The organism is Nitrosomonas sp. H1_AOB3 (genome assembly GCF_015709435.1).
Lineage (GTDB): Bacteria > Pseudomonadota > Gammaproteobacteria > Burkholderiales > Nitrosomonadaceae > Nitrosomonas > Nitrosomonas europaea.
Window position 1 is genome coordinate 2,309,912 of record NZ_CP054389.1, and the last position, 25,983, is coordinate 2,335,894.

The window sequence follows — 25,983 nt, forward strand, 5'->3', positions numbered from 1 at the left end:
AACTTGGTTTTACTCCTGTTTCACTTCTCTGCTGGTCAATACTGCATCTACCAAGCCATACTTTACTGCAGCCTCTGCACCGAGAAAATTGTCACGGTCAGTATCTCTCTCAATCGCTTTGACCGTTTGACCGGTATGTTTGGCCATAATTTCATTCAAACGGCTTTTCAACGCCAGAATTTCCTTGGCATGTATTTCTATATCGGATGCCTGTCCCTGAAATCCACCCAGCGGCTGGTGAATCATGACACGCGAGTTAGGCAGGCAATAGCGTTTGCCTTTAGCGCCCGCAGTCAGCAGAAAAGCGCCCATGCTAGCCGCCTGACCTACACAAAGCGTACTGACATCCGGCTTGATGAACTGTATGGTGTCATACACAGCCAAGCCTGCCGTGACGAGACCACCAGGAGAGTTGATATACAGGAAAATATCTTTCTCAGAATTTTCAGATTCTAAAAACAGAAGCTGTGCAATTACCAGATTGGCAGAAGTTTCTGTGACCGGTCCCACCAGAAAAATGATTCTTTCCCTGAGCAGTCTCGAATAAATATCATAGGCACGTTCCCCCCGGCCACTGGTCTCGATGACCATGGGGATCAGGCCTAATCCTGTAGTATCCAATCCGTTTCTCTCTCGATCAAACATTGGTTGCATGTGAATAACCCATCAATTCGTCGAAGGTAACACTTTGATCAATGATTTTGGCTTTATCCAATAACCATGATACGGCATTATCTTCCAGTATAAGAGGTTCAATTTCCTTGAGCCGTTCCGGTGATGCGTAATGCCATTTGATGACCTGCTCAGGATTTTCATAGCCCTGAGCATACTCCTCGATAAAACTTCTGACCTGCTCAGGTTTGACACTTAATTCATGCGTATCAATCAGCTTGGATAAAATGAGGCCCAGTCTGACACGTCGCTCAGCTTTTTCCAGAAATACATCTCCTGATAAACTCTGATCTTTACGAAAGCCGCGTGCTGCACGTGAATTTTGCATTTCTTCTGCCAACCGATCGGCTTCCTGCCGAATCAGAACCCTGGGAACCTGTATCAAAACCTTATCCAGCAAGGACTGCATGACCTGCTCTTTGAGTTTTGTACGAATGCGCTGACTGATTTCACGCTGAAGATTGGCTTTGATTTCCGATCGCATTTTGTCGATATCACCCTCCGCAACCCCCAAAGATTTGGCAAATTCACCATCCACCTCCGGTAGCTTTGGAGCTTCAAGCTTATTGAGCCTGATGGTAAAGCTTACCTTTTTCCCGGCGACGTCCTTCCCCGGATAATCCGCAGGAAAAGTCATATCAAACGTTTTTTCCTGCCCCGCAGTCATGCCCAGAATGGAAGACTCGAAATCCTCCAGAAGATGACCGTTTCCAAGGATGACACTATAGTCATCAGCCTGACCGCCGGGGAATCCTTCTCCATCGAGAACCCCTCGGTAATCAATTGTGACCCGATCACCTGTTTGTGCCGGATCATCTGTCGGCTCATAAGTTGCTCGCTGTTTACGCAGAATATCCAGTGTTTTCTGGATTTCTGCATCTCCGATTTGCAGAACAGGTTTGTTTACCGTAATCGAGCTTAAATCGCCCAGTTCAATATCAGGGTAGATTTCAAAGGTTGCACGAAACTCATAGCTTGTTGCACCGTTTACGTCGGAATTTCTCGATTCAAAACCTGGAATACCTGCAACACGGTAATTTTCCTGGTTAACAGCATCGTTAAATTGCTGCTGCAGCAGTTCTCCCAGAACTTCATGCTCAACCTGGTGACCATATTGCTGGGCTACGATTTTCAATGGAACCTTGCCCGGACGGAACCCCTGAACCTTGACTTTGGGAGCCAAACGCTTCAGTCGCACACCTACTTCAGCTTCAACCTTTTCCCGCGAAACAGAAAGTTCAATATTGCGCTCCAGTGGATTGGAGGCTTCCCCTTGTGTCTGCATCTATTTTCCTGAACTGATAAGTAACATCAATTAAACAAGCGGTATGATCATGCCGCACGCCTCACGTTTGGCCGGATCATTTTCATGGTGCGAAAGGGGGGACTCGAACCCCCACACCTCATCGGCGCCAGAACCTAAATCTGGTGCGTCTACCAATTCCGCCACTTTCGCGTGCCGGGTCATTCAAAAGACAGCAGATCCATAACCCCACAAACCAGGGGCCGATTATTGCTCAATTACTGCTTTTACAGCCGTAACGGCTATCGTACGGCCGATCACACCACAACCCTTTGCGATTATACCCTCTTCCAACGGACATCACAGATTTCCTGCCCATCATGCGCTCTGTTCTTTCTGACAGTCAAACGTTTTGCCGGTTATCCCAGCGCTGTTCGGCCCCATCAGAAAGAGATACGTTTCCATCAGATCTGTTGGTTTGGGCAATATACGATTATTGCTGCCTGGATGGGTTTTGGTACGCTGTGGTGTATCTACGGCACCGGGAATCAACGTGTTAATGCGCAAATTTGGATAAATTTCCCACTCCTCAGCCTGAATTTTAACCAGCACCTCCACTCCTGCTTTGGCCACTGCAAAAGCACCCCAGTAAGCTGCCGGAGTCTGGCCATGAGTATCTCCCGTCATGATCACACTGGCATCAGGAGAAGCATTGAGCAACGGAAAACAAGCACGCGTCAGCATGGCAGGTATCAGAAGATTGACTTGTATGATGGTCTGCCAATGCGCTGAGGTATGAAACGCAAGCGGCATCGGGCCGTAAGTCCAGGCGGCATTGTGCAAAATACCATCCAGTCTGCCAAGCTGAGAAGCAATTGCTTCAACCAGCTCCGTAATGCCGGCTTCAGTAGCCTGCTCGTAATCGAATGGCAAAATGATTGCCGAAGCTCTGCCAAGCGCTTCGATTTCATCATAAACCTGCTCAAGTTTCTCGGTTTTACGGCCATGTAAAATGACCGTGGCACCCTGTTCTGCATAAGCCAGAGCAGCAGCACGCCCGATACCCTGCCCTGCGCCCGTAACCAGGATAACCCGGTCTGCCAGCATATTCCGGTCATCCAGACAAGTTTTCAAAATATTCAATATAGTTATTCCAGTGCAACCGATAAAAAATCAAAAACCACAACGTCCGGTGTTTTACATACCGATCCGTTGTGGCTTATGACTAAAACAGATAGACCGACTGGTTTGGGCCGATTACATGTCCATGCCGCCCATGCCACCCATACCGCCCATACCTGCGCCTGCTCCAGGTGAATCTTCTTTCGGAAGCTCGGCAACCATGGCATCCGTCGTCAGAATCAGCCCGGCAACCGATGCAGCATTCTGCAAAGCGGAACGGGTTACTTTGGTCGGATCCAGAACACCCATGGCAACGAGATCACCATACTCACCTGTTGCTGCATTGTACCCAAAAGTGCCTTGACCTTCCTTGACCTTGTTAACGACTACAGAAGCCTCGTCACCGCAGTTGGTCACGATCTGGCGCAATGGCTCCTCCATTGCACGCAGAACAATTTTGATACCGGAATCCTGATCATGGTTGTCACCCTTGATCTTGCTGACAGCATTGATTGTACGCAGCAACGCAACTCCGCCTCCCGGAACGATACCTTCTTCAACAGCCGCACGTGTCGCGTGCAAGGCATCTTCAACGCGAGCTTTTTTCTCTTTCATCTCTACTTCAGTAGCAGCGCCCACTTTGATCAGAGCTACACCACCCGCCAGCTTGGCCACACGTTCCTGAAGCTTCTCACGATCATAATCACTGCTTGCTTCTTCAATCTGCTTGCGAATCTGTGCAACGCGCGCTTCAATGGTTTTGACATCACCTGCACCATCAATAATGGTGGTATTTTCCTTGCCGACTTCAATACGTTTGGCCTGGCCCAGATCTTCCAGTCTGGTTTTTTCCAGAGACAAACCAACTTCTTCAGCAATGACGGTACCGCCGGTCAGGATCGCGATATCTTCCAGCATGGCTTTGCGGCGATCACCGAAACCAGGTGCCTTGACTGCACAGGTTTTGAGAATACCGCGAATGTTGTTGACCACCAGTGTGGCCAGCGCTTCGCCATCGACATCCTCAGCAATGATCAGCAAAGGTTTGCCGGCTTTTGCCACTTGTTCCAGTACCGGCAGAAGATCACGGATATTAGAGATTTTTTTGTCGTGCAACAGCACAAAAGGGCTTTCAAGTGCCGCAATCTGTTTGTCTGCACTACTGACGAAGTAAGGAGAGAGATAACCACGGTCGAACTGCATTCCTTCCACCACATCCAGCTCATTTTCCAGGCCGGAACCATCTTCAACGGTAATGACACCTTCCTTACCAACTTTATCCATTGCTTCAGCGATGATTCTGCCGATTTCCGTATCAGAGTTGGCGGAAATACTGCCAACCTGAGCAATTTCTTTGCTGGTGGAGCAAGGTTTGGATAGTTTTTTCAATTCTTCTACTGCACCGGTCACTGCCTTTTCAATGCCGCGCTTCAGATCCATCGGGTTCATTCCCGCTGCAACGTAACGCATACCTTCTTTGACGATGGATTGTGCCAGTACCGTCGCGGTCGTCGTACCATCACCCGCAGTATCCGAGGTTTTGCTGGCGACTTCCTTGACCATTTGCGCACCCATGTTTTCGAACTTGTCTTTCAGTTCGATCTCTTTGGCCACCGATACACCATCCTTGGTAATGGTCGGGGCGCCATACGAGCGTTCCAGCACGACGTTACGGCCTTTAGGGCCCAAGGTCACTTTAACTGCATCTGCCAGAACGTTTACGCCACTGATCACAGCCTGGCGCGCTGAATCACCAAATCTTACTTCTTTAGCTGCCATATCTTTTCTCCTGATTTCAGTTGATTATTCAACAATCCATTAACCTTCAATCACACCCATGATGTCTTCTTCACGCATCACCAGGAACTCTTCACCTTTGATTTTTACGGCCTGGCCGGCATACTTTCCAAAAAGCACCCTGTCGCCGACTTTGACTTCCAGCGCACGGATCTTGCCATCTTCACCCGTTTTTCCTTTGCCAACGGCAATAATCTCACCCTGATCCGGTTTTTCCGCCGCGGTATCAGGAATGACGATGCCGGATGCTGTCTTGCGTTCTTCCTCCAATCGCTTGACAATTACACGATCATGCAAAGGGCGGATATTCATAGTCCTTTTCTCCTACAATGATTAACGAAAACGATAAGAAATCTGATTTTTTGATTCAGTAGTTTCAGCGCTTATCGAGCACTATCCATCCAGACAGATTATTAGCACTCAACAGCAACGAGTGCTAATAATAGAGACTATCATAAGGAATTTCAAGCCCGTGAACGATAAAAAATCAGCTATGCGCAGTCACCGTGTCGTCTGGCACCCCTGCACCCAGATGAAACATCATGAAGAATTTCCTCCTGTACTGATTACCAGAGGGGAAGGTGTGTGGTTGTACGATGCAGACGGTAAGCGCTATCTGGATACCATCAGTTCCTGGTGGGTCAATCTGTTCGGACATTGCAATCCGCGCATCAATGCAGCCATCATCGATCAGCTCGGCAGGCTGGAGCACACCATGCTGGCCGGATTAACGCATGAGCCGGTCGTCGAGCTGTCGGAACGGTTGAGTACGATCACCCCGGGCAGTCTGAGCCATTGCTTCTACGCCAGTGATGGTGCATCGGCCAATGAAATCGCACTCAAAATGAGTTTCCATTACTGGCAGCAAAGCGGCTTCCCCGAAAAAACTCAATTCATCAACCTGCAAAACGGCTATCACGGGGAAACACTGGGTGCTTTATCGGTCACAGATGTGCCCATTTTCAGACAGGTGTATGCCCCGCTGTTACGCCCTGCACATCCGGTACTCACACCTGACTGGCGCTTTGCCGAAGCTGGAGAAACCCCGGAAGCACATGCATTGAAGGCTGCTGCCGCGCTGGAAAGTTACCTCACGCAACACCATGCCAGCACAGCGGCACTGATTCTGGAGCCACTGGTGCAGGGAGCGGCCGGGATGGGAATGTACCACCCGGTCTATCTGCAAAAAGCCCGGGAAATCTGTGATACCTACCGGATTCATCTGATCACGGATGAAATTGCAGTAGGGTTTGGCCGAACAGGTACCCTGTTTGCATGTGAACAGGCAGCAATCACGCCAGACATCATGTGTCTTGCCAAAGGGTTGAGCGGAGGATATCTGCCACTGTCAGTCGTCCTGACCAATGACACGATTTATCGCGCCTTTTACAGCGATCAAACCAGTCAGGCTTTTCTCCATTCACACTCGCACTCGGGTAATGCGCTGGCCTGCCGCGCTGCTCTAGCCACGCTTGATATCATTGAACAAGACAATGTAATTGAAACGAATCGCCACAAAACCGAGTTTCTCAATCAGTGTTTACAGTCCGTCCGGACACATCCAAACGTCAGGCATTTTCGTAACTGCGGTATGATCTGGGCGTTTGAGGTAGACAACCCCAGACCGGATTTCACAAACAGGTTTGCGCAAATGGGGCTGGAACACCAACTCCTGATACGCCCGATGGGAAATTCGGTCTACATCATGCCGCCGTACATCATCAACGAAGAAGAAATGGAGTTCATGGCCCAGGCTATTCTGAACATTCTCAACGAGATATAAACATCCATGCAGATCACTTTTCTAGGCGGTGCAGGAGAAGTCACCGGGTCATGCTACCTGGTTGAAACGGCAGAAGTACGTTTTCTGGTGGACTGCGGCATGTTCCAGGGTGGACGGGATGCAGATCACAAAAATCATACTGCGATCAATTTCAATCCGGAAACGATCGATTTCGTTTTGCTGACCCACGCCCATGTGGATCATTCCGGACTGTTGCCACGCCTCGCCGTACTGGGTTTCAGAGGGCCTGTCTACATGACCCGGGCGACTGCAGACCTGCTTGCCATCATTTTGAAAGACAGTGCACACATTCAGGAAAAAGAAGCTGAATGGTATACAAAAACGGCTTTGCGTAACAAACGTCCGTCGGGTCATAAAAATACACCACTGTATACGGTTACCCAGGCTGAAGCATTTCTCAGACAAATACGGGGGATCGATTACGATGAGACCTGTCAGCCGCATTCCTCAGTACGCTGCCGGTATCGTGATGCAGGACACATCATCGGCTCAGCCATCATCGAAGTCTGGCTGAAATCCGGTTCGCAACGAAAGAAAATCGTATTTTCGGGCGATTTGGGGCAGCCAGGCCATCCGATCGTACGTGATCCGACACTTATCGAAGAAGCCGATTATCTGCTGGTCGAATCCACTTACGGTAACCGCCGCCACCGCAGCATGCAGGATACCCGGGATGAACTGGTTGAAATCATCTGCCGGACATTTCTGCAAAAACACGGCAATATCATCGTGCCAGCCTTTACCGTCGGCCGTACTCAGGATCTGTTATTTCTGCTGGCCGATCTGCAACGCCAGGGATGCCTGAATGCTATGGATGTCTATGTGGATTCGCCCATGGCGCTGGCCGCTACGGAAATCACACTCAATCACAGTGAACTGCTCGACAAAGAAACCATTGACACCATCCAATGGCACCGCCAGCATAATGAAAACCTGCGCATCCATTTTGTGCAGGAAGTCGAGGATTCGATCCGGCTCAATCACACCCGATCCGGTGCAATCATTATTTCCGCCAGCGGGATGTGTGATGCCGGACGCATCAAATATCATCTGAAATATAACCTGCCCAGACCTGAATGCAGTATTTTGTTTACCGGCTTTCAGGCAGCCGGGACGTTGGGGCGCAGACTGGTGGATGGCAACAAAAGTGTCCGCATTTTCGGGGAACAGATTCCCGTGCGGGCGTCGATCCATACCGTCGGCGGACTCTCCGCCCATGCCGATCAGCAGGATTTGCTGGACTGGCTGAAAGGATTCAGCCGTCCCCCTTTAAAAACTTTCATTGTTCATGGTGAACCCGGCAATGCCGAAGCTTTTGCCGAAGTCGTCCGGGAACAACTGAAGTGGCCGGTAAGTATTCCTCAGCGCATGACAACTGAACGACTGGACTGATTCCACCCTCAGCAGAAAATGGAATCAGTAATTTCGTTATCGGATTCTCTTCTGGAAATTATTTGGTTTTACTGTTTGCCAGAATGAATTCAGCCAGACGTTGTGCCGGTTCACCGGTAATATTGGGGAAGGAACTCATTGTCATGCCCCCTTTATTAACCTTCTCGATGATGGCTTCTTTGGTAGTCATCTTGGAACTGAGAATCATCACCTTGCCATCTGTTTCCGGTTTATGGCATTTGGTACAGTTCGCATAAAAAATATCTTCGCCGCTGGCGTCAGCCGCTGGTGTGTAAGTATCCGTTTTCGCACAGCCCGCCAATCCGATTACCGCAGAAACCACCAACAATCCGATCATTTTGTTCATTTTTCTCTCTCCATTGACAAGGGCCATCATTATAGCCGCTATCTGCCCTGACTTAATCATCACGACAAAACATCATGCGATGCATTTGCAAGAATTGGTGATAGTATTTTCAGCCCGGTTACCTGCGTAACCGCTGAAAAATAAACTCTTCCTGCTATCAGAACAGTTCATGAAAATTGCCACGTGGAACGTCAACTCACTCAAGGTTCGATTACAACAGGTGATCGACTGGCTGAATCTCAACCAGCCGGATATATTGTGCTTGCAGGAAACCAAGCTTCAGGATGAATTTTTCCCGGCGGATGCCATTGCACAAGCAGGCTATCGCTCGATCTATATCGGGCAGAAAACATACAACGGCGTAGCGTTGCTGAGCAAAGAAACGGGGGAAGATATTTGTACAGCGTTGCCCGGTTTCGATGATATGCAGAAAAGGCTGATTGCAGCAACTTACGGAGATTTACGCGTTATTTGTGCTTACGTGCCGAATGGCGAGCATGTGGATTCGGAAAAATACATTTATAAACTGGAGTGGTTGTCGCAATTGAATCGCTTTCTGCAGCAGCAGCGGGCATGCTACGACAAAGTGGCATTGTTGGGAGATTTCAATATTGCTCCGGAAGATCGTGATGTCTACGATCCAGAAGCCTGGCGAGGACAGGTGCTGTGCAGTGAACCGGAGCGGCAGGCTTTTCGCGGATTGCTGGATACCGGATTCATTGACAGTTTCCACCTGTTCGAACAGCCGGAAAAAATCTATACCTGGTGGGATTATCGTATGATGGCTTTCCGCCGCAACCGGGGATTACGCATCGATCATATTTTGCTGAGTCATGAAATGGCGGATCACTGCACCATCTGGCACGTAGACAAGCTGCCCAGAAAACTGGAACGGCCGTCAGATCATGCGCCGGTACTGGTGGAGCTGGCATGAGCATCATAGATCGCAGCATTTGCAATTTTAACAATCAGAATGGCATGAAAGGTTCGGGGCGTAAATGATTATCGGATTACCCAAAGAAACGAAAGCGGATGAGTATCGGGTCGGACTGACTCCAGGCAGTGTGCATACACTGGTCGGACGCGGGCACCGGGTTCTGGTCGAAACCGGGGCGGGAGCAGGCAGTGTGATTTCCGATCAGGATTATCGTGCTGCCGGGGCGGAAATCGTTACCCATGCCGGGGATGCCTGGGCAGCAGAACTGGTGATCAAGGTAAAAGAGCCCACTGAACCGGAATATCAGTACTTACGGAAAGATCTGCTGCTGTTCACCTATCTGCATCTGGCTTCCAACAGAACTTTGACTGAAAAACTGCTCGCCACTGGCGTCAGTGCGATCGCCTACGAAACCGTGCAGACTGCATCAGGTGCATTACCGCTGCTAACACCCATGAGCGAAGTAGCGGGACGCATGGCCGTACAGATTGGTGCAACCTATCTGCTGAAAACACAAGGTGGCCGGGGTGTTCTGATGGGCGGCGTGCCGGGAGTCGCCCCCGCCAACGTGGTCATTCTCGGCGCGGGAGTGGTGGGTACCAATGCTGCAACTGTCGCCGCCGGTATGGGTGCGATGGTGACGGCACTGGATATCAATCATGATCGCCTGAAAGCGCTGGATGACCGCTTTTCCGGACGACTGCAAACCCGCTACTGCGATACGGTCAATGTACGCCAGGCCGTTTATGAGGCCGATCTTGTCATCGGCGCGATTTTGATTCCCGGCGGACGTTCACCCTGGCTGGTGACGCGAGAAATGTTGCCACAAATGCGTACAGGTTCAGTGATCGTTGATGTAGCGGTCGATCAGGGAGGGTGCGTAGAAACGACTCGCCCCACCACACACAGCAATCCCATTTTTGAAATCGATGGCGTGTTGCATTACTGCGTTGCCAATATGCCGGGCGCAGTGCCGCGCACCAGTACTTTTGCACTGAACAATCAGACCGCCAGTTATGTTGCCACGCTGGCAGACAATGGACTGGCTGCCTTGCGGAATAACCAGGCACTGATGAACGGCCTCAACACCCATCGCGGGCAGGTAACACATCCGGCAGTGGCGGAAGCCTTCGGGCTGTCCTATGCATCTCCCCTGGAAGTACTGGTCGCCTGAAAAACCGGAAACAGGGCATGCAGCTTGCGGTAGCCATGCTGCCAGCCCTGAACGGCTTTGTTGAATTTCAATGCCAGGGCATGACCGGAATCACCGAAATACTGTTTTGTGGTGAACCCTCAATGACGCGGTCACTGTAGGTGAGATAAATCAGAACGTTGCGTTTGGCATCATAAAAACGCACCACCTGCAGGGTTTTGAACAGTAGTGAAGTGCTTTTCTTGAATACCTCATCACCATCCGATTTACCGTTTTTTATCTTCTCCGAAAGCACGATCGGCCCCGTCTGGCGGCAAGCGATGGAAGCATCCGATTTATCTTCAGCCACCCCCACCGTACCACTTATCCCGCCGGTTTTTGCCCGGCTCAGATAACATGTTGCGCCGGCCACTTCCGGATCATCAAAGGCCTCCACCACGATTTTGTCATTGGCTCCCAAAAACTTGAACCGGGTCGATACACTACCGATGTCCTCTGCCAGCAATGGCAGAGAATACGAAGTGACAATCGCCGCCATCCCGATCAGCATGCCTCGTTTTGCCCAACCTGCAAAATCAATCCGGCCAGCTCTCTTGTTTGCCTCGTGTTTCATGGTAACCCTCCTGTTTTTCAATAGCGATATGATGACAAAGTGATAATCCTGAAATTTTTAAAATCATATAACATCGCTTCATGATACAGGTTGAATACGGATTTATACCCGGATTTCAGATTTTACAAACCTAGATGGGAGTTTCAACTGACAACCGATGTACTGCGGGCACGGATACAAGCACGCATGAATATAGCATGCAGCCTCACACGTGTGCAGCTGACGCAAGCGTTGCAGACAGATGTATTGAAACTGATGAGTACTGAATGTACTGATCGAGCTGGACTGGATCGGTGAACTCGCTGCCCGAAATAAAAATGGCGAGCCATGCCTAGTATTGCTGGTAGATCCCGATCAGCTATCACTATCACCATTGATCGAACATCTGCTGCTGGCTGCTGGCACCCGGCCATGTGCCTGATATGTGGGTATTGTGAAAAATCCCAATCCAGCAGACTGAATTATCTGCCCATTGATAGCTCTTACTAATTATTTTTTAGTAATAACGCCTGCTTTATAAAGATATATGTGCTTTTCTTCTGCAGCCTTTAGTGCATCATATAAAGGCTCAAAAGGTCCCCTAAATCCTGGCATAGTTACAAAGATGGAGCTACCTTTTTGCTTTACATCAATAAGATCAGTACATGTCCCAAATTCTGAAGTTGCTTTCACTCCGCTATTTGATACCGTCACAAAATGAAACAAAGCAGGACAGGCACTACCTCCATTATTTTGAATAAGAACAACATCACTATTCCCGAGAATATAAGTGCTAACTACACTAAGGCTTCTATCGCCCCGAATTTCAGGAGCCAACGAGTGATTATTGTACAAAAGTACATTTTCATGATTAATTTTGAGTGATCCAAAGCGAACTGGAATATCTTCCTCATACGTTTTGGATAACTCTAAACGTGCCAAAGTGTTTTGTGCAATCGGAGCAGTAGAAATCGGAATATGAGCAAAAGCCTTGATAAGTGCAACAGCTAATACAAACCACAGCCAGTTTTTTCCTAGCCAAATCCAAATTGATGCAAAAAATCTAAGAATTCTTTTTGTGAGTGCAATAATTCCACTAAAAATACTTGCAGTTACAACAAAATAGATAGCTGAGATCCCAAAGCTTACACACAGCATAATAATTATTAACTTCGCGTAATCAATCTGCGCACGGTAGATACTATCTATATCTTCTCCAGTTATAAAATAGAAACCAAGAAATTCTCTAGAATAACTATCTACCCAAGGTGGATAGAGTAAAAGACCCACAAAAAGCGTACAGATAGAGATAATCAAAATTCTTGTGGCAGATTTCATTTTTCGCAAGTCTAAATTTGAATAACAACTGCTAATACACCACAACAAGCTCCCAACCAAAATGAAGTAGTCTGAAACCAGAACAACCTCCAAGTAAATTTACCCAAAAGCCTAGACCTTTTGCGCAACTCTACTAGATCTATTTCACCTTTCTCACGACGACGAACAATCTGAGTAGTCATCCGAAAATCAAGCAATCGATTGATTGCGCACCACAATGCAAAAAAAACCGACCCTAAAAGTAGAAATAGCCCGACTACGGCTAGCCAGAAGGAGTAAGTAGACAAAAACTTATGCTCGAACAAAAAAGTAGAGTAAAAAGCTAAAAGGCCAGTGGCAAGCGTAAGAATAAGATTACTCACAGTGCTGAATTGATTACGCGTAATCTCTTGCCAATAAACAAAGCTATCTCGCTCTTTTTGTGTCATTGGGGATAAATGAGCCCTGATTTGTTTGTGAAATATTTCACAATAAATAAAACCAACAGAACTATTAGAATTAAGGGTAGAAAGAATAAGATATAAGCGCCACAGTTAAAGCAAAGAAAAAAGCGTATTTTTCATGATCAATCTGCAGAGAAAATTCTGCGTTATTTTCTCCACCAGCTACATCACCAGCCGGGATTTTCCTCCTCAATCCAGCGATTCAGCAGGTTACGGGCAGCAGGGATGATCTCTGACGCCACCATGCCCAACGGCCCGTTCTGTTGTTTCAGCAGTACATCTGCTGCTGCACCATGCAGATAAACGGCCAGCAGCAGTGCGTTTTCCGGGAGCAGCCCCTGTACCAGCAGCGCACCCAGAAAACCCGAGAGAACATCGCCAGTACCAGCACTGCTCAACCCGGGATTGCCGCTGGTATTGAAATGGCAGTGGCCATTCGGAAAAACACAGATACTCCCGGCTCCTTTCAGGACGACAGCACAATTGAACTCCCGAGCGAGATTTCTGGCTGCCTCCAGCCGGTTTCGCTGGATTTCAGTTACGCTTGTATTCAGCAGGCGAGCTGCTTCTGCCGGATGCGGGGTAAGGATGGCTGGTGCTTTGCGCGCCTGGAGTGTGCTGCTCAATTCCGTATGCTGCGCAATCAGATTGAGTGCATCGGCATCCAGCACCAGAGGCAGGCAGGTTTGCAATGCCCGTTCCAGACAAATGCAGGCAGCGATTTCACTACCGAGGCCGGGGCCGATGACCAGCCCCTCCAGAAAATCCGGGTTGAAAAAATCGGAGGGCGAACGCAGCATCAGCTCGGGCTGAACCGGATCCACCACCGGGACATCTTCCTGTGCCAGCAGCCCCAGATAAACCCGCCCCGCCCCCAACTTGAGTGCAGCCCGCCCGGCCAGCAGAGCTGCGCCGATCATGCCAGTGGCACCGCCCAGAATCCCGAGTCTGCCATAAGTACCCTTGTGACTGTTGGCTCGCCTTGGGGAAGGCAATCTCTGAACAATGCCTGCTCTGTCGAGCAGCCAGTTTTGTGGCGGAATCAGCGCAGCAACATCCAGTTCCAGATCACACACCACGATTTCGCCACAGTAATCACAGCCGTCATGTGTCAGCAGACCTGGTTTGAGTGCGATGAAGGTGGTCGTGATAGCTGCTTTGACTGCCACATCCGGCACCCGGCCGGAATCACTGAGCAGGCCGCTGGGAATATCAAGCGCAAGCACCGGCAGATTGAGCTGGTTGATCTGCCGAATGAGCTGCCGGTAGCTTTCTGCCAGCAGACGTGTTTCGTTCAGGCCGATTCCGAACAGGCCGTCGATCACCGCATCCCATTGACCGTCAGGCGGAAGCTCCGGAATTACCGTTCCGCCAGCCGATTGCCACTGTTCCAGTGCTTGCCTGGCATCCTGTGGTAATCGTTCAGCCTCACCGGTGAGTACCAGTGTGACCTGTCTTCCCCATTCCCGCAGATGGCGAGCGGCCACCAGCGCATCACCTCCGTTATTGCCCGGCCCGGCCAGAATCAATATCCGTTGCTTGTCATCCGTCAGCAATCGGGTATGAGCGACCTTTGCAGCCGCCAGCCCGGCTTTTTCCATCAGGGGCGGCGAATGGGGCACGGATAGTACAAGTGATTCTATTTTGCGGATTTCGGCAGTGGTGTAGATGGGCCTGGTATTCATCTGGCAATAATCTGGTGACAGGTGTACTCGTGTAAAATCATGTTTTTTATTCAATTGACTGGTAAATTCCGATGCTGCAATTTTGCGGGCGCAATGCGCTTTCCCCCTTTCGTCTGGAACGCCTGCTCCATTCAATTCAGGCAATCGTACCGCAAATTTCCGGCATTACTGCCAATTACCGCTATTTCTGCCAGGTTCAGCGTGATTTGACGCAGGAAGAAACTGACCGGCTGCGGCAGTTGCTCGATGTCGATGAAGCAGAGGCACAGTCCTGTCCGGACAGCAAGCTGTTACTGGTGGTACCACGCCTCGGCACGATTTCCCCCTGGTCTTCCAAAGCGACCGATATTGCCCATTGCTGCGGTTTGAACGAAATCGAACGGCTGGAACGCGGCATTTCCTTCGAACTTCGCTACCAGACAGCACCATTGCCGGAGCAGCTGTTACAAATCGAGGTGTGTCTTCATGACCGCATGACCGAGGTAGTGCTGCACTCGCTGGCTGAAGCCACCCTTCTGTTTCATCATGCAGAACCGGGAATATTGGGTGAAATCGATCTGACGAATCGGGGAATCGATGCACTGCTGCAAGCCAACCGGGAAATGGGGCTCGCATTGTCTTCGGATGAAATCGATTACCTGCTGGATTATTTCACTCGTATCCAGCGCAACCCCACCGATGTCGAACTAATGATGTTTGCGCAAGCCAATTCGGAACATTGCCGGCACAAGATTTTCAATGCCGACTGGATAATCGATGGCGTACAACAACCGCATTCGCTGTTTGGCATGATTCGGCATACCCATCAAAGCCATCCCCAGCACACGATCGTTGCCTATTCGGATAATGCCGCAATTCTGGAAGGGGAAATCATCGAGCGGTTTTACCCCGGAAAAAATGATCAATATGGCTACGCACCGGAGTTGACGCATTGGCTGGTCAAAGTGGAAACACATAACCACCCGACGGCGATCTCCCCTTTTCCAGGTGCGGCCACTGGTGTGGGGGGTGAAATCCGCGATGAAGGTGCAACCGGATCCGGCGCAAAACCCAAGGCAGGACTGACCGGATTCAGCGTCTCCAACTTGCGGATTCCTGAAGCCATACAGCCCTGGGAAACCGACTTTTACGGCAAACCGGGGCACATTGCATCCGCACTCGACATCATGCTGACCGCACCGATTGGCGGTGCAGCTTTCAACAATGAATTCGGCCGCCCGAATCTGGCAGGCTATTTTCGTACTTATGAAGTGGAAATCAACGGCCGGATGCGCGGCTACCACAAACCCATCATGCTGGCTGGGGGTATCGGCCAGATTTCCGCGTTGCATACTGCAAAAGAACCTTTCCCGGAAGGCACGCTGTTGATTCATCTGGGAGGGCCGGGCATGGCCATCGGGCTGGGCGGTGGTGCCGCTTCCAGCATGGATGCCGGTACGAATGAAGAAGCGCTCGATTTCAACTCGGTGCAGCGAGGCAATGCAGAAATACAACGTCGTGCACAGGAGGTGATCGATCGTTGCTGGCAACTGGCGCGCAGCGGGCAACCCAATCCGATTCTGGCCATTCACGACGTCGGCGCCGGCGGGCTTTCCAACGCCCTGCCCGAGCTGGTACACGATGCCGGGCGGGGGGGGCGGTTTGACCTGCGCGCAGTTCCTTCCGACGAACCCGGAATGTCACCCATGCAGATCTGGTGTAATGAAGCACAGGAACGTTATGTACTCGCTATCCGGCCGGAATCTCTTTCCCTGTTCCAGGCCATCTGCGAACGTGAGCGCTGCCCGTTCGCTGTGGTCGGCGAAGCACTGGCAGAGCTCCAGCTGATCGTGACGGATGAACGTTCATCCACTCATCCGGCCGATATGCCCCTGCCCGTATTGTTAGGCAAACCGCCCAAAATGGTGCGTGATGTCAAACGCATCCACTCTGCCCCTGCTCCACTGGATAAAACCGGTATGCGGCTGCAAGAAGCGGCCCATCGTGTTCTGCGCCTGCCGACCGTGGCAAACAAATCCTTCCTGATTACGATCGGTGATCGCAGCGTAGGTGGCCAGACCGCACGAGACCAGATGGTCGGCCCGTGGCAGGTGCCGGTGGCCGATGTCGCGGTTACCACCATGGGCTTCCAGACGTATTCGGGTGAGGCATTCGCGCTGGGTGAACGCACGCCGCTGGCTGTGATCGATGCGGCCAGTTCAGCTCGCATGGCGGTAGGAGAAGCAGTTACCAATCTGGCTGCGGCTGCAATTGCCGGCCTGGGAACTGTCCGGCTATCCGCCAACTGGATGGCCGCAGCGGGACATCCGGGCGAGGATGTCGCACTGTATGACGCCGTGCATGCCGTAGCGATGGAATTGTGCCCCGCACTGGGAACCAGCATCCCGGTAGGCAAGGATTCATTATCGATGAAAACTGCCTGGCACGATGATCAACCCAAAGAAGTCGTTGCACCGCTCTCCCTGATTATTTCAGCATTTGCCAAAATATCCGATGTGCGTAAGACGCTCACGCCGCAACTGCGTACGGATAAAGGCGAAACGAAGCTGATTCTGATCGATCTCGGCAATGGCAAAAACCGTCTCGGCGGTTCAGCACTGGCTCAGGTTTATGCCCAGTCGGGCGACGATGCGCCCGATCTGGAAAGCCCGGAAAAACTCAATGCTTTTTTTGATGCGATTCAAACACTCAATGGCAGCGGATTGCTGCTGGCTTACCATGATCGCTCCGATGGCGGCCTGTTCGTCACGTTATGCGAAATGGCCTTTGCCGGACATTGCGGTGTCACCATTACGCTCGATTCGCTGATTTCGTTGAGCGCTGAGCCAACTGATGACCGGGATGAGCAAGTGCTGTCAATCTTGTTCAATGAGGAACTCGGTGCTGTCATCCAGATTGAATCTCGACATCATGACGCAGTGATGGCCATTCTGGCGGATGCGGGGCTGGGGCACATCAGCCATACGATCGGCAGTCCGAACCGGCAGGATGACATCACGTTGATGGTTGATGGCGGAATCGTATTCCAGGAAAAGTGTGTGGCGTTGCAGCGTATCTGGTCGGAAACGAGCTTCCGGATGCAAAAATTGCGCGATCATCCCGAGTGTGCACAGCAGGAGTTCGATCAGATTCTGAATATGGATGATCCGGGGCTGCATGCACAACTGACATTTTCACTTACCGAATCCGTTGTTACGGCACCAGCTATACTTGCCAGCCGTCCTGCAGTCGCGATTCTGCGTGAACAGGGTGTGAACGGTCATGTGGAAATGGCAGCCGCTTTCGACCGCGCCGGATTCGATGCGGTGGACGTGCACATGAGCGATATTTTATCCGGGCGGGTGAAGCTGGCCGAATATAAAGGATTGATTGCCGGAGGGGGATTCTCTTATGGCGATGTGCTTGGTGCAGGCCGGGGATGGGCTCAGTCGATTTTGTTCAATGCACGGGCACGAGATGAGTTTGCAACCTTTTTTGCGCGCACAGATACCTTTGCTTTAGGCGTATGCAATGGTTGCCAGATGATGAGCCACCTGCAGGCGATCATTCCGGGAACGGCTCACTGGCCCCGTTTTGGACGTAACCGCTCCGAGCAGTTTGAAGCACGTTTTGTCATGGTCAGAATTGGAACCAGCCCTTCGTTGTTTTTTGATGGCATGGCAGGCAGCCGCTTGCCGGTGACCGTTGCCCATGGTGAAGGGCTTGCGGTATTCCGGGATGCCGAGCAACTGCTTGCGGCACACCCCTATGTTGCGTTGCAGTTTGTCGATAATCGGGGCATGCTTACCGAAACCTACCCGCTGAATCCGAACGGTTCACCCGCAGGCATTACCGGTATGACTTCAGCCGATGGCCGGGTGACGATCCTGATGCCACACCCGGAAAGAGTTTTCCGTACCGTACAGCATTCGTGGCATCCTGACGATTGGCCGGAAGATTCTCCCTGGATGAAAATGTTCAGAAATGCCCGTAAATGGGTCGATTGATCGATTCAACGCAACGTTTTCCATCACTCGTTTTTACAAATTCCTAATAAAGAAAGATGACAATGATCGATTTCAAGTCTGACTGGCGGCTTGCCATAAGCGGTTTGCTGTTGCTGGGGGGAATGATGAATGTCTCTGATGTTTCTGCCCAAACCGGATCAGGAAAAAAAGCCGTTTCTGCAAGTGAGCAAACTACCCGGAACGCATGTGTCCCGGCCGCAAGCTGGGTAATCCCTGGCAAGGGAGAAACGACGCTCTCCAGCGTGATGGCGTCAGTAAAAGATAAATCAGTCGTGTTATTGGGCGAAACCCATATCAACCCCGAGCATCATCGCTGGCAGTTGCAGATGCTGGCTACCTTGTATGCTGCCCGCCCGGATATGGTGATCGGCTTCGAGATGTTTCCACGACGGGTACAGAAAATTCTGGATCAATGGGTGGCAGGTGAGCTGACGGAATCAGAATTTTTATCCCGATCCGAATGGCAGTCGGTCTGGAGTACCGATGCGGGTCTATATCTGCCTCTGTTTCATTTCGCACGGATGAATCGCATCCCGATGCGTGCACTCAACATCGATATTCACCTGAGACGGGCTGTCACCGCCAAAGGATTTGACGGCGTACCGGAAAAAGACAGAGAAGGCGTCACCCGGCCAGCCCCGCCTGCACCGGAATACCTGGAATTTCTACTGCCGATTTATATGCAACACGGCCGCGCCCCTCAGAAAACGGCCGAAAAAAATCAGAAGCCGAACCATTACGACCCGGATTTTCTGCGGTTTGTCGTCAGTCAGCAGTTATGGGATCGGGCAATGGCACAGGAAATTCATGCCGTGCTGAGCAGTTACGACAAACACAAGAAACCGCTGATAGTGGGGATCATGGGATCCGGACATATCCTGAAAGGATTTGGTGTGCCACATCAGTTGAAAAACATGGGTGTGAAAAAAATAGTTTCCCTGCTGCCATGGGATACGAATCGGCCCTGTAAACTACTGACCGACCGCTATGCAGATGCGGTATTCGGCTTGGCTCCGTTTACACCGGAATCGGGCTCCCCTTTGCAACAACGTCTCGGGATCGGTTTTGAATTCAGCAAGAAAACCACAGGCGCTCACGTACTGCAGGTCGAACAACAGAGTATTGCCGAATCTGCCGGATTACAGGCCGGGGACGTGATTCTCGAAATGGCTGGCAGTACACTCAAGGAAAGCCGCGATGTCATCGATGCGGTCAAGCGTCAGGCACCGGGTACCTGGCTGCCTCTGAAAGTGATGCGGGAAGGCATGATCACTGAAATCATCGCGAAATTCCCACCATTAGCGAAATAAAACAGAAAATCAGACCTTTTCCTGTAACGATTTATAGAGTGTGAAATCAAGCTGGTGCCGCTGCAACAATTTATAAAACTCCGTGCGATTGCGTTTGGCCAGCTTGGCTGCCTGAGTCACATTTCCGGCAGTAATTTTCAGTATCTTGACCAGATAATCTCTTTCAAACTGTCTGCGGGCTTCATCGAATGACGTCATCTGCTCTTCATCCTTGTGCATGGCATCACGGACAAGCTCACCGGAGATGAGCGGCACCGCACTCATGACGACACTTTGTTCGACGACATTCATGAGCTGCCGAATATTACCCGGCCAGGAGGATGCCAGCAGAAAGCTGATCGCTTCCGGGGAAAATACATTGATATCTTTCTGATGTTTCTCGGCAAATACACGCAGAAAATGATTGGCCAGCAGGGGAATATCTTCACTGCGCTGGGCAAGTGAGGGAATCGTCAGCCCCACCACGAAAAGCCGGTAATACAGATCTTCACGAAAATTTCCCGCCTGGATTTCCGATTTCAGATCCCGGTGCGTAGCGGAGATGATGCGCACATTGATTGGAATACTCTGGGTGGAACCAACAGGCCGGATGACTCTTTCCTGCAGCGCATGCAACAGTTTTGCCTGTAACAGCAGAGGCATGTCACCGATCTCATCCAGAAACAGACTGCCACCATCAGCCAGCTGGAATAATCCCTTATGATCCCGCACAGCACCGGTAAATGCACCTTTGGCATGGCCAAACAGCTCGGATTCCAGCAGTTGTTCCGGAATGGCCGCGCAATTGATGGTAACGAACGGCTGGTCACAACGTCGGGAAGCCTGATGAATGGCACGGGCAAGCAATTCCTTGCCAACACCGCTTTCACCGGACAGCAGCACACTGGCATCCCCTTGCGCCACTCGGCCTACTTTTGCAAGCAGATCTTCCATGACCGCGCTCCGGGTAACGATGGTCTTGCGCCATGAGGAAACGGGTGTCGTGCTGGAAAGCGTTTCAACGGCAGGGGCGAGATTGAGGGCGCGTTCAACCTGACCAAGCAGAATTTTAGGATCGTAAGGCTTGGTGAGATAGCCAAAAATCCCGCGTTGCGTCGCTGCCACGGCATCCGGGATAGTACCGTAAGCAGTCAAAATGATGACCGGCAGTGTCGGAATGTTGCGATGGATGTACTCGAACAGCGCCATGCCATCGAGACCGCCCATTTGCATGTCACTGATAACGAGATGGGGACGGGAAATGTCGAGATAATTGATTGCTGCCTCAGTACTGTCTGCAAGCGTGGTTTCATACCCGGCTGCCGTCAGACGGATGGAAAGCAGTTCAAGCAAATCCCTGTCATCATCCACCAGAAGAATTTTCTTGTCTTGTATCATTTGACTTGTTGATCAGGGTGTATTGTTACGCATCAGGTCTTTTTCTATAATTTTGATTGCATTGATCTTATTTTTTAGCGTTTTCACTTCAGTCTCTGCTGACCGTAATTTTTCGGACAGATTTTGTATTTGTAAATTCGCAGCTCGCTGCCGCTTGAGTAATAATACCAGCAAGTTTTTGAAGGCTGTTGTATCCGGAGTGGTTTCAGCCTGTTCCGGAAGATCTTCCACGAGATTCAGCGCGACACGATTACTCTGAAAACTGGTATTCGGCAATAGCAGTAATATCAGCAGTTTAAGCCGTTGTTGCATATCGGTGCTCTCCCGATAGTGGCTGTTCGCATATTTGTATTCTTCCCAAAGCTCTACTCTGGACTTGTTCTGCAGCGAATCGTAATAGTGCATCAACTCGCTCAGATCACTCCCTGATTCCTGGATGATTCGTATCTCCGCTTGCTCGGATGGCTCATCCACAGGCTGGACAGGCGTATGCATACATCCTGTCAACATTACGGATAATGTCAGTCCTGTCAATAATTTAAAAGTATATGTCATGTTGTGGATTCAGAACTGTTGATGGGCAAAGTCAGTCGAAAATGGGCGCCGCGTTTTCCGGTATTCCGGATGAGTTCGATATTTCCCCCATGGGCGATGGCATACTCTTTTGCGATGGCCAGGCCCAGACCGGTGCCCCTGACATGGCTCTCGGGTGTGTTGTGCCCCTGGTAAAACGGCTCGAATATCCGGCTGCCATCACTATCATCAACGCCCGGGCCGGAATCTGTCATATCGATCTGCGCCCTGTTTTCATGATATGAAGCCGTTATTTCAATAAGGCCGCCAACCGGGGAGAATTTGACAGCATTGGAAAGTAGATTATCGAGAATGATATCCAGTTTCTGTTTGTCACATTCCAGAGACAATTCCGGGCAATTCAGGCTGATTTTAAGGTTTTTACTCAGAATGGAAAGATTTTGTGCCTGTATCGCGCTATTTATTATTTTTTCCAGCTTGACGGACTGTTTGACGAGCGTGATGATCTCAGCCTGCAGGGCACTGAAATTCAGCAGATCTTCGATGCGTTTCTGCAATTGCATGCTGCTGGTATGAAGAATCCCGGCGATGAGTTGCTGTTTACGGTTGAGATTACCCGTAATCCCTTCGGCCAGCAGATCGGCACCTTCGCGAATGGCAGTCAGGGGTGTTTTCAGTTCATGTGAAATATGACGAAAAAACTGCATTTTCTGGTCTTCCAGCTTGAGCAGGCGCTGTCGCAGCCAATCCAGACGCTCACCAATATAAACCAGGTTTTGTGGCCCGTTGACTTGAATGGGACGGGAAAGCCTGCCTCGGCCCATTTGCGCAATTGCTTCATCGATCTGACGGATGGGACGAGCAATGAATACGGAAAAAGCCAGCGCGAGAAAAATAACCAGCGGAACCAGAATCAGCAATTCCCATTCGACCAGCGAACGGGTCTGTGTGGCAATTTCACTCATACTGCCCACGTTTTCCCCGATCATCCGGAAGCTGTTGGTTGAAAATTCCTGGGCAAGTGTAAGCAACCCGGCAAAACGCTCGAGCAGGTACTGCAGCTCCTGCGGGTACTCATTCAGATTCAATATCTCCTTAAAAAGACTGGTTTCGAGCAAACGCAGTTTTTCCAGCGGCAGCCGTTGCTCCGGGTAAAGGGAAATAACGGAAAGGTGATTGGTAATGTTTTCGAATTTGGTGTGTGCGAGAAAATAGCCTTCCAGCAGGGAAGCATCATCCAGTACCAGTGCATGTTGTACACTGCGTTGCATCGCCATGATTTCACCGATGATGACGCTGGTACCATTGGTAATCTGTGTCGCCTGGTAAACGTTGTGCCGGCTTTGTTCGGATAACTGGTCGATACGTACCGCACTGTATACCAGCGCACCAATCAGCGGCAGGCCGACAATTGAAAATCCGATCAGGATCAAAGCCAGAAATGATTTTGGTTTATATCCGGATCCGGTCTTCCGGCGTGTCTGCTCGGGAGATACAGCATCTGTAGAAATTTTCATAGTGCAGGTTTACCTTTCATGCAACCTGGGTGACAATACTTGGGTAGAAAGACTCAGGCTGTTTTTTCATATTTTTCTCTGGCTGTTTTTCCTGGGCGCCAAACAACGATTTTACCTCCCATGTTGCTGATGATTGATAATTACGATTCCTTTACCTATAACCTGGTGCAATATCTGGGTGAACTGGGTGAAGAAGTCATGGTCGTTCGAAATGATGAAATTACACTGGAGGCAGTTCAGCAGTTGAATCCTGCCAGTGTCGTCATTTCACCGGGCCCGTGTACCCCGGATGAAGCAGGTATTTCCGTGGAGCTGATCAACCGGTTCAGTGGAAAAATTCCCATACTGGGTGTGTGCCTCGGTCACCAGAGTATCGGCCAGGCTTTTGGGGGGCGGATCGTACGCGCCGGAAAAGTCATGCACGGGAAAACATCACTGGTTTTTCACGATGGTAAAGGCGTTTTTCAGGGAATGCCCGATCCCTTCGTGGCAACCCGCTATCATTCACTCGTCATTGAACGGTCAAGTATACCTGATTGCCTTGAAATCTCTGCCTGGACCGAAGATGGCGAGATCATGGGCGTACGACATCGCGCACTACCGATCGAGGGTGTGCAATTCCATCCTGAATCGGTATTGAGTGAACATGGCCACCTGTTGCTTGATAATTTCCTTCACGGCAACGCTGTTCAAAAGCATTCTTCAATGTGTGAAGTGTGAATCCGCAGGCAATCCTCGCTCGAATTCTCGAGCAGCATGAAATTCCTTATGAGGAAATGATTGAGCTGATGCGTGCAATCATGTCGGGCAATGTATCGCCGGTCATGACGGCCGCTCTGGTCACCGGGTTGCGCATAAAGCGCGAGAGCATCGGTGAAATCAGTGCAGCCGCTCAGGTCATGCGTGAGCTGGCAGTGCGTATTGAAGTGCCTGATGCGAGCCATCTGGTCGATACGTGCGGGACCGGCGGGGATGGATGCAATACTTTCAATATTTCAACTACTTCCGCTTTCGTGGCCGCCGCTGCGGGCGCACAAGTAGCCAAACATGGCGGGCGTTCCGTGTCAGGCAAGGTTGGCAGCGCAGACGTGCTGGAAGCCATTGGTATCAATCTCGACCAGACACCAGACCAGATTGCCCGCTCCATTACCGAAGTGGGTATCGGTTTTATGTTTGCCCCCAATTTTCATCATGCCATGAAACATGCCGCCCCCGTTCGGCGGGAGCTGGGCGTGCGCACGGTCTTCAACATCCTGGGACCACTGACCAATCCTGCCGGCGCCAGCAACCAGTTACTCGGTGTATACCATGCCGATCTGACCGGTGTACTGGCGCAGGTACTGCTGCGGCTGGGAAGCCGGCACGCCATGATCGTGCATGGTAGCGACGGACTGGACGAAATCACCCTGTCCGGTCCAACCAAAATCGCAGAGCTCAACGCGGGTGAAGTGCGGGAATACAGCGTGCAGCCGGAAGATTTCGGGCTGGAACGCGCCGCCCTTACCTCTCTGCAGGTGAACAGCACGGAAGATGCTCAGGCAATGCTTCTGTCCGTGCTGGATAACCGCCCGGGGCCCGCCAGAGACATTGTTCTGCTCAATGCGGGCGCAGCAATTTATGTCGCCGGAAAAGCAGATTCCTGGGCTCGCGGGGTTGAAACGGCCCGCGACATGCTGGCCAGCGGTGCTGCAAAACAGAAAATGCAGGCATTGGTTGAATTCTCCAATCAGGTAAGTGCTTAATATGTCAGACATTCTCGATCGCATCCTTGCCGTGAAAAAACAGGAGGTCGCGGCCGCCCGGGCACGAAAATCCCTGGAAGGAATCCGTAAGCAGGCAGAAGAAATGCCTGCTCCGCGTGATTTTCTCCAGGCGATACGCGGCCGGATCAGTCAGCATCGTGCCGCTGTAATTGCAGAGATCAAACGGGCCAGCCCAAGCAAGGGTGTATTACGCGGGCGATCAGAAGCACCCAATCCGCAGGGATCAGGGCATGCGGAAAACTCATCCGGGAAAAATCTGATTCCGCAAGATTTCATCCCGGCAGAAATTGCGGCCAGTTATGCCCGAAATGGTGCTGCCTGCCTGTCAGTCCTGACAGATGAACAGTTTTTCATGGGCAGTGCCGATTTCTTGCGGCAAGCACGTGCTGCTTGTGATTTACCGGTATTGCGCAAGGATTTCATACTGGACGAATATCAGGTCTACGAAGCACGCGCGATGGAAGCCGATTGCATATTGCTGATCGTTGCGGCATTTCTTTCACCGGTTTTCCAACAGGATGTCTCCGTCAATCAGGGCGACAGCGCACTTGAACGGATGCGTACGCTGGAAGCCACGGCACAAGCACTGGGAATGGCCATACTGGTAGAAGTACACGATGCAGATGAGCTCGATCTCGCACTGCAATTGACTACTCCGCTCATCGGGATCAACAACCGCAACCTGCGAACTTTCGAGACTACGCTGGATACCACCGTTCAATTGGTCAGACGCATACCATCCGAACGCATCGTCGTCACCGAAAGCGGTATCCGTACCCCTGCCGATGTGGAAATGATGCTATCCCGCCATATTTACGCTTTTCTGATCGGGGAAACTTTCATGCGGGCACCGGATCCGGGCGCTGCACTGGCAAGCCTGTTTACGACAAACCTGACGTAAGCTGCGCTGCACCATCAGTCGGGTAACTA

Annotated in this window: 21 protein-coding genes and 1 tRNA gene; 9 read left to right on the forward strand and 13 right to left on the reverse strand. The window is 50.9% G+C overall.

Going from position 1 to position 25,983, the window contains the following annotated elements:
* Positions 1-9 precede the first annotated feature (9 nt).
* The 6 genes from clpP to groES form a co-directional block, all read right to left on the reverse strand.
* On the reverse strand, positions 10-654 hold the full coding sequence (gene clpP, locus HRU73_RS10830) for an ATP-dependent Clp endopeptidase proteolytic subunit ClpP (protein WP_011110683.1): 645 nt from the start codon (positions 652-654) through the stop codon (positions 10-12).
* The gene (gene tig, locus HRU73_RS10835) at positions 638-1,957 is read right to left on the reverse strand and encodes a trigger factor (RefSeq protein WP_287398703.1); all 1,320 of its coding nucleotides are present in this window, start codon (positions 1,955-1,957) and stop codon (positions 638-640) included. The genes clpP and tig overlap by 17 nt, the downstream gene beginning before the upstream one ends.
* Before the next feature lie 85 nt (positions 1,958-2,042).
* Positions 2,043-2,128 (reverse strand) — tRNA-Leu (locus HRU73_RS10840).
* Positions 2,129-2,293: 165 nt separating this feature from the next.
* Positions 2,294-3,058 carry an SDR family oxidoreductase gene (locus HRU73_RS10845; protein ID WP_041356253.1) on the reverse strand — a complete coding sequence of 255 codons (765 nt, stop codon included), beginning with the start codon at positions 3,056-3,058 and terminating at the stop codon, positions 2,294-2,296.
* A 114-nt stretch (positions 3,059-3,172) separates the two neighbouring features.
* Positions 3,173-4,816, reverse strand: coding sequence for a chaperonin GroEL (gene groL / locus HRU73_RS10850; RefSeq protein ID WP_011110680.1), 1,644 nt, complete (start codon positions 4,814-4,816; stop codon positions 3,173-3,175).
* 39 nt (positions 4,817-4,855) lie between these two features.
* Positions 4,856-5,146: a co-chaperone GroES gene (gene groES, locus HRU73_RS10855; protein WP_011110679.1), complete on the reverse strand. Its 291-nt coding sequence runs from the start codon at positions 5,144-5,146 to the stop codon at positions 4,856-4,858.
* A gap of 160 nt (positions 5,147-5,306) precedes the next feature.
* On the opposite strand from groES, the gene bioA reads away from it, so the two are divergent.
* The gene (bioA, locus tag HRU73_RS10860; protein ID WP_287398704.1) at positions 5,307-6,617 is read left to right on the forward strand and encodes an adenosylmethionine--8-amino-7-oxononanoate transaminase; all 1,311 of its coding nucleotides are present in this window, start codon (positions 5,307-5,309) and stop codon (positions 6,615-6,617) included.
* 6 nt (positions 6,618-6,623) lie between these two features.
* Positions 6,624-8,030: an MBL fold metallo-hydrolase RNA specificity domain-containing protein gene (locus HRU73_RS10865; protein WP_287398705.1), complete on the forward strand. Its 1,407-nt coding sequence runs from the start codon at positions 6,624-6,626 to the stop codon at positions 8,028-8,030.
* A 58-nt stretch (positions 8,031-8,088) separates the two neighbouring features.
* Here the strand turns inward: HRU73_RS10865 and HRU73_RS10870 are convergent, their stop codons facing one another.
* The gene (locus HRU73_RS10870; RefSeq protein ID WP_041356250.1) at positions 8,089-8,397 is read right to left on the reverse strand and encodes a c-type cytochrome; all 309 of its coding nucleotides are present in this window, start codon (positions 8,395-8,397) and stop codon (positions 8,089-8,091) included.
* A gap of 169 nt (positions 8,398-8,566) precedes the next feature.
* Here HRU73_RS10870 and xth point away from each other — a divergent pair, with 169 nt between their 5' ends.
* Positions 8,567-9,331: an exodeoxyribonuclease III gene (gene xth, locus HRU73_RS10875; protein WP_287398706.1), complete on the forward strand. Its 765-nt coding sequence runs from the start codon at positions 8,567-8,569 to the stop codon at positions 9,329-9,331.
* Between the two features lie 64 nt (positions 9,332-9,395).
* On the forward strand, positions 9,396-10,508 hold the full coding sequence (ald, locus tag HRU73_RS10880) for an alanine dehydrogenase (RefSeq protein ID WP_287398707.1): 1,113 nt from the start codon (positions 9,396-9,398) through the stop codon (positions 10,506-10,508).
* A 67-nt stretch (positions 10,509-10,575) separates the two neighbouring features.
* Here ald and HRU73_RS10885 read toward each other — a convergent pair whose 3' ends face one another.
* From HRU73_RS10885 to HRU73_RS10895, 3 genes are all read right to left on the reverse strand, one after another.
* Positions 10,576-11,100, reverse strand: coding sequence for a CreA family protein (locus tag HRU73_RS10885; protein ID WP_011110673.1), 525 nt, complete (start codon positions 11,098-11,100; stop codon positions 10,576-10,578).
* A gap of 489 nt (positions 11,101-11,589) precedes the next feature.
* On the reverse strand, positions 11,590-12,417 hold the full coding sequence (locus HRU73_RS10890) for a hypothetical protein (protein WP_287398708.1): 828 nt from the start codon (positions 12,415-12,417) through the stop codon (positions 11,590-11,592).
* A 610-nt stretch (positions 12,418-13,027) separates the two neighbouring features.
* A complete protein-coding gene (locus tag HRU73_RS10895; protein ID WP_287398709.1) occupies positions 13,028-14,545 on the reverse strand; it encodes an NAD(P)H-hydrate dehydratase in 1,518 nt (505 codons plus the stop codon).
* Between the two features lie 71 nt (positions 14,546-14,616).
* Between HRU73_RS10895 and purL the strand changes: the two genes are divergently transcribed.
* Both purL and HRU73_RS10905 read left to right on the forward strand, forming a co-directional pair.
* Entirely contained in the window at positions 14,617-18,531 is a 3,915-nt protein-coding gene (purL, locus tag HRU73_RS10900; protein ID WP_287398710.1) for a phosphoribosylformylglycinamidine synthase, read from the forward strand.
* A 56-nt stretch (positions 18,532-18,587) separates the two neighbouring features.
* Complete coding sequence (locus HRU73_RS10905; protein ID WP_287398711.1) at positions 18,588-19,862, forward strand: ChaN family lipoprotein; 1,275 nt, start codon at positions 18,588-18,590, stop codon at positions 19,860-19,862.
* A gap of 9 nt (positions 19,863-19,871) precedes the next feature.
* On the opposite strand, the gene HRU73_RS10910 is transcribed toward HRU73_RS10905, so the two are convergent.
* The 3 genes from HRU73_RS10910 to HRU73_RS10920 are packed head-to-tail and all read right to left on the reverse strand — an operon-like array spanning position 19,872 to position 23,290.
* A complete protein-coding gene (locus HRU73_RS10910; protein ID WP_011110669.1) occupies positions 19,872-21,239 on the reverse strand; it encodes a sigma 54-interacting transcriptional regulator in 1,368 nt (455 codons plus the stop codon).
* 12 nt (positions 21,240-21,251) lie between these two features.
* Entirely contained in the window at positions 21,252-21,794 is a 543-nt protein-coding gene (locus HRU73_RS10915; protein ID WP_011110668.1) for a hypothetical protein, read from the reverse strand.
* Positions 21,791-23,290: a HAMP domain-containing sensor histidine kinase gene (locus HRU73_RS10920; RefSeq protein WP_011110667.1), complete on the reverse strand. Its 1,500-nt coding sequence runs from the start codon at positions 23,288-23,290 to the stop codon at positions 21,791-21,793. The genes HRU73_RS10915 and HRU73_RS10920 overlap by 4 nt, the downstream gene beginning before the upstream one ends.
* 120 nt (positions 23,291-23,410) lie before the next feature.
* On the opposite strand from HRU73_RS10920, the gene HRU73_RS10925 reads away from it, so the two are divergent.
* The 3 genes from HRU73_RS10925 to HRU73_RS10935 are packed head-to-tail and all read left to right on the forward strand — an operon-like array spanning position 23,411 to position 25,954.
* Positions 23,411-24,010 carry an aminodeoxychorismate/anthranilate synthase component II gene (locus HRU73_RS10925; RefSeq protein WP_287398712.1) on the forward strand — a complete coding sequence of 200 codons (600 nt, stop codon included), beginning with the start codon at positions 23,411-23,413 and terminating at the stop codon, positions 24,008-24,010.
* Entirely contained in the window at positions 24,007-25,032 is a 1,026-nt protein-coding gene (gene trpD, locus HRU73_RS10930; protein ID WP_276678122.1) for an anthranilate phosphoribosyltransferase, read from the forward strand. The genes HRU73_RS10925 and trpD overlap by 4 nt, the downstream gene beginning before the upstream one ends.
* A gap of 1 nt (position 25,033) precedes the next feature.
* Positions 25,034-25,954 (forward strand): indole-3-glycerol phosphate synthase TrpC, encoded by a 921-nt coding sequence (locus HRU73_RS10935; protein ID WP_287398713.1) that lies wholly within the window; start codon positions 25,034-25,036, stop codon positions 25,952-25,954.
* Positions 25,955-25,983: the final 29 nt, after the last annotated feature.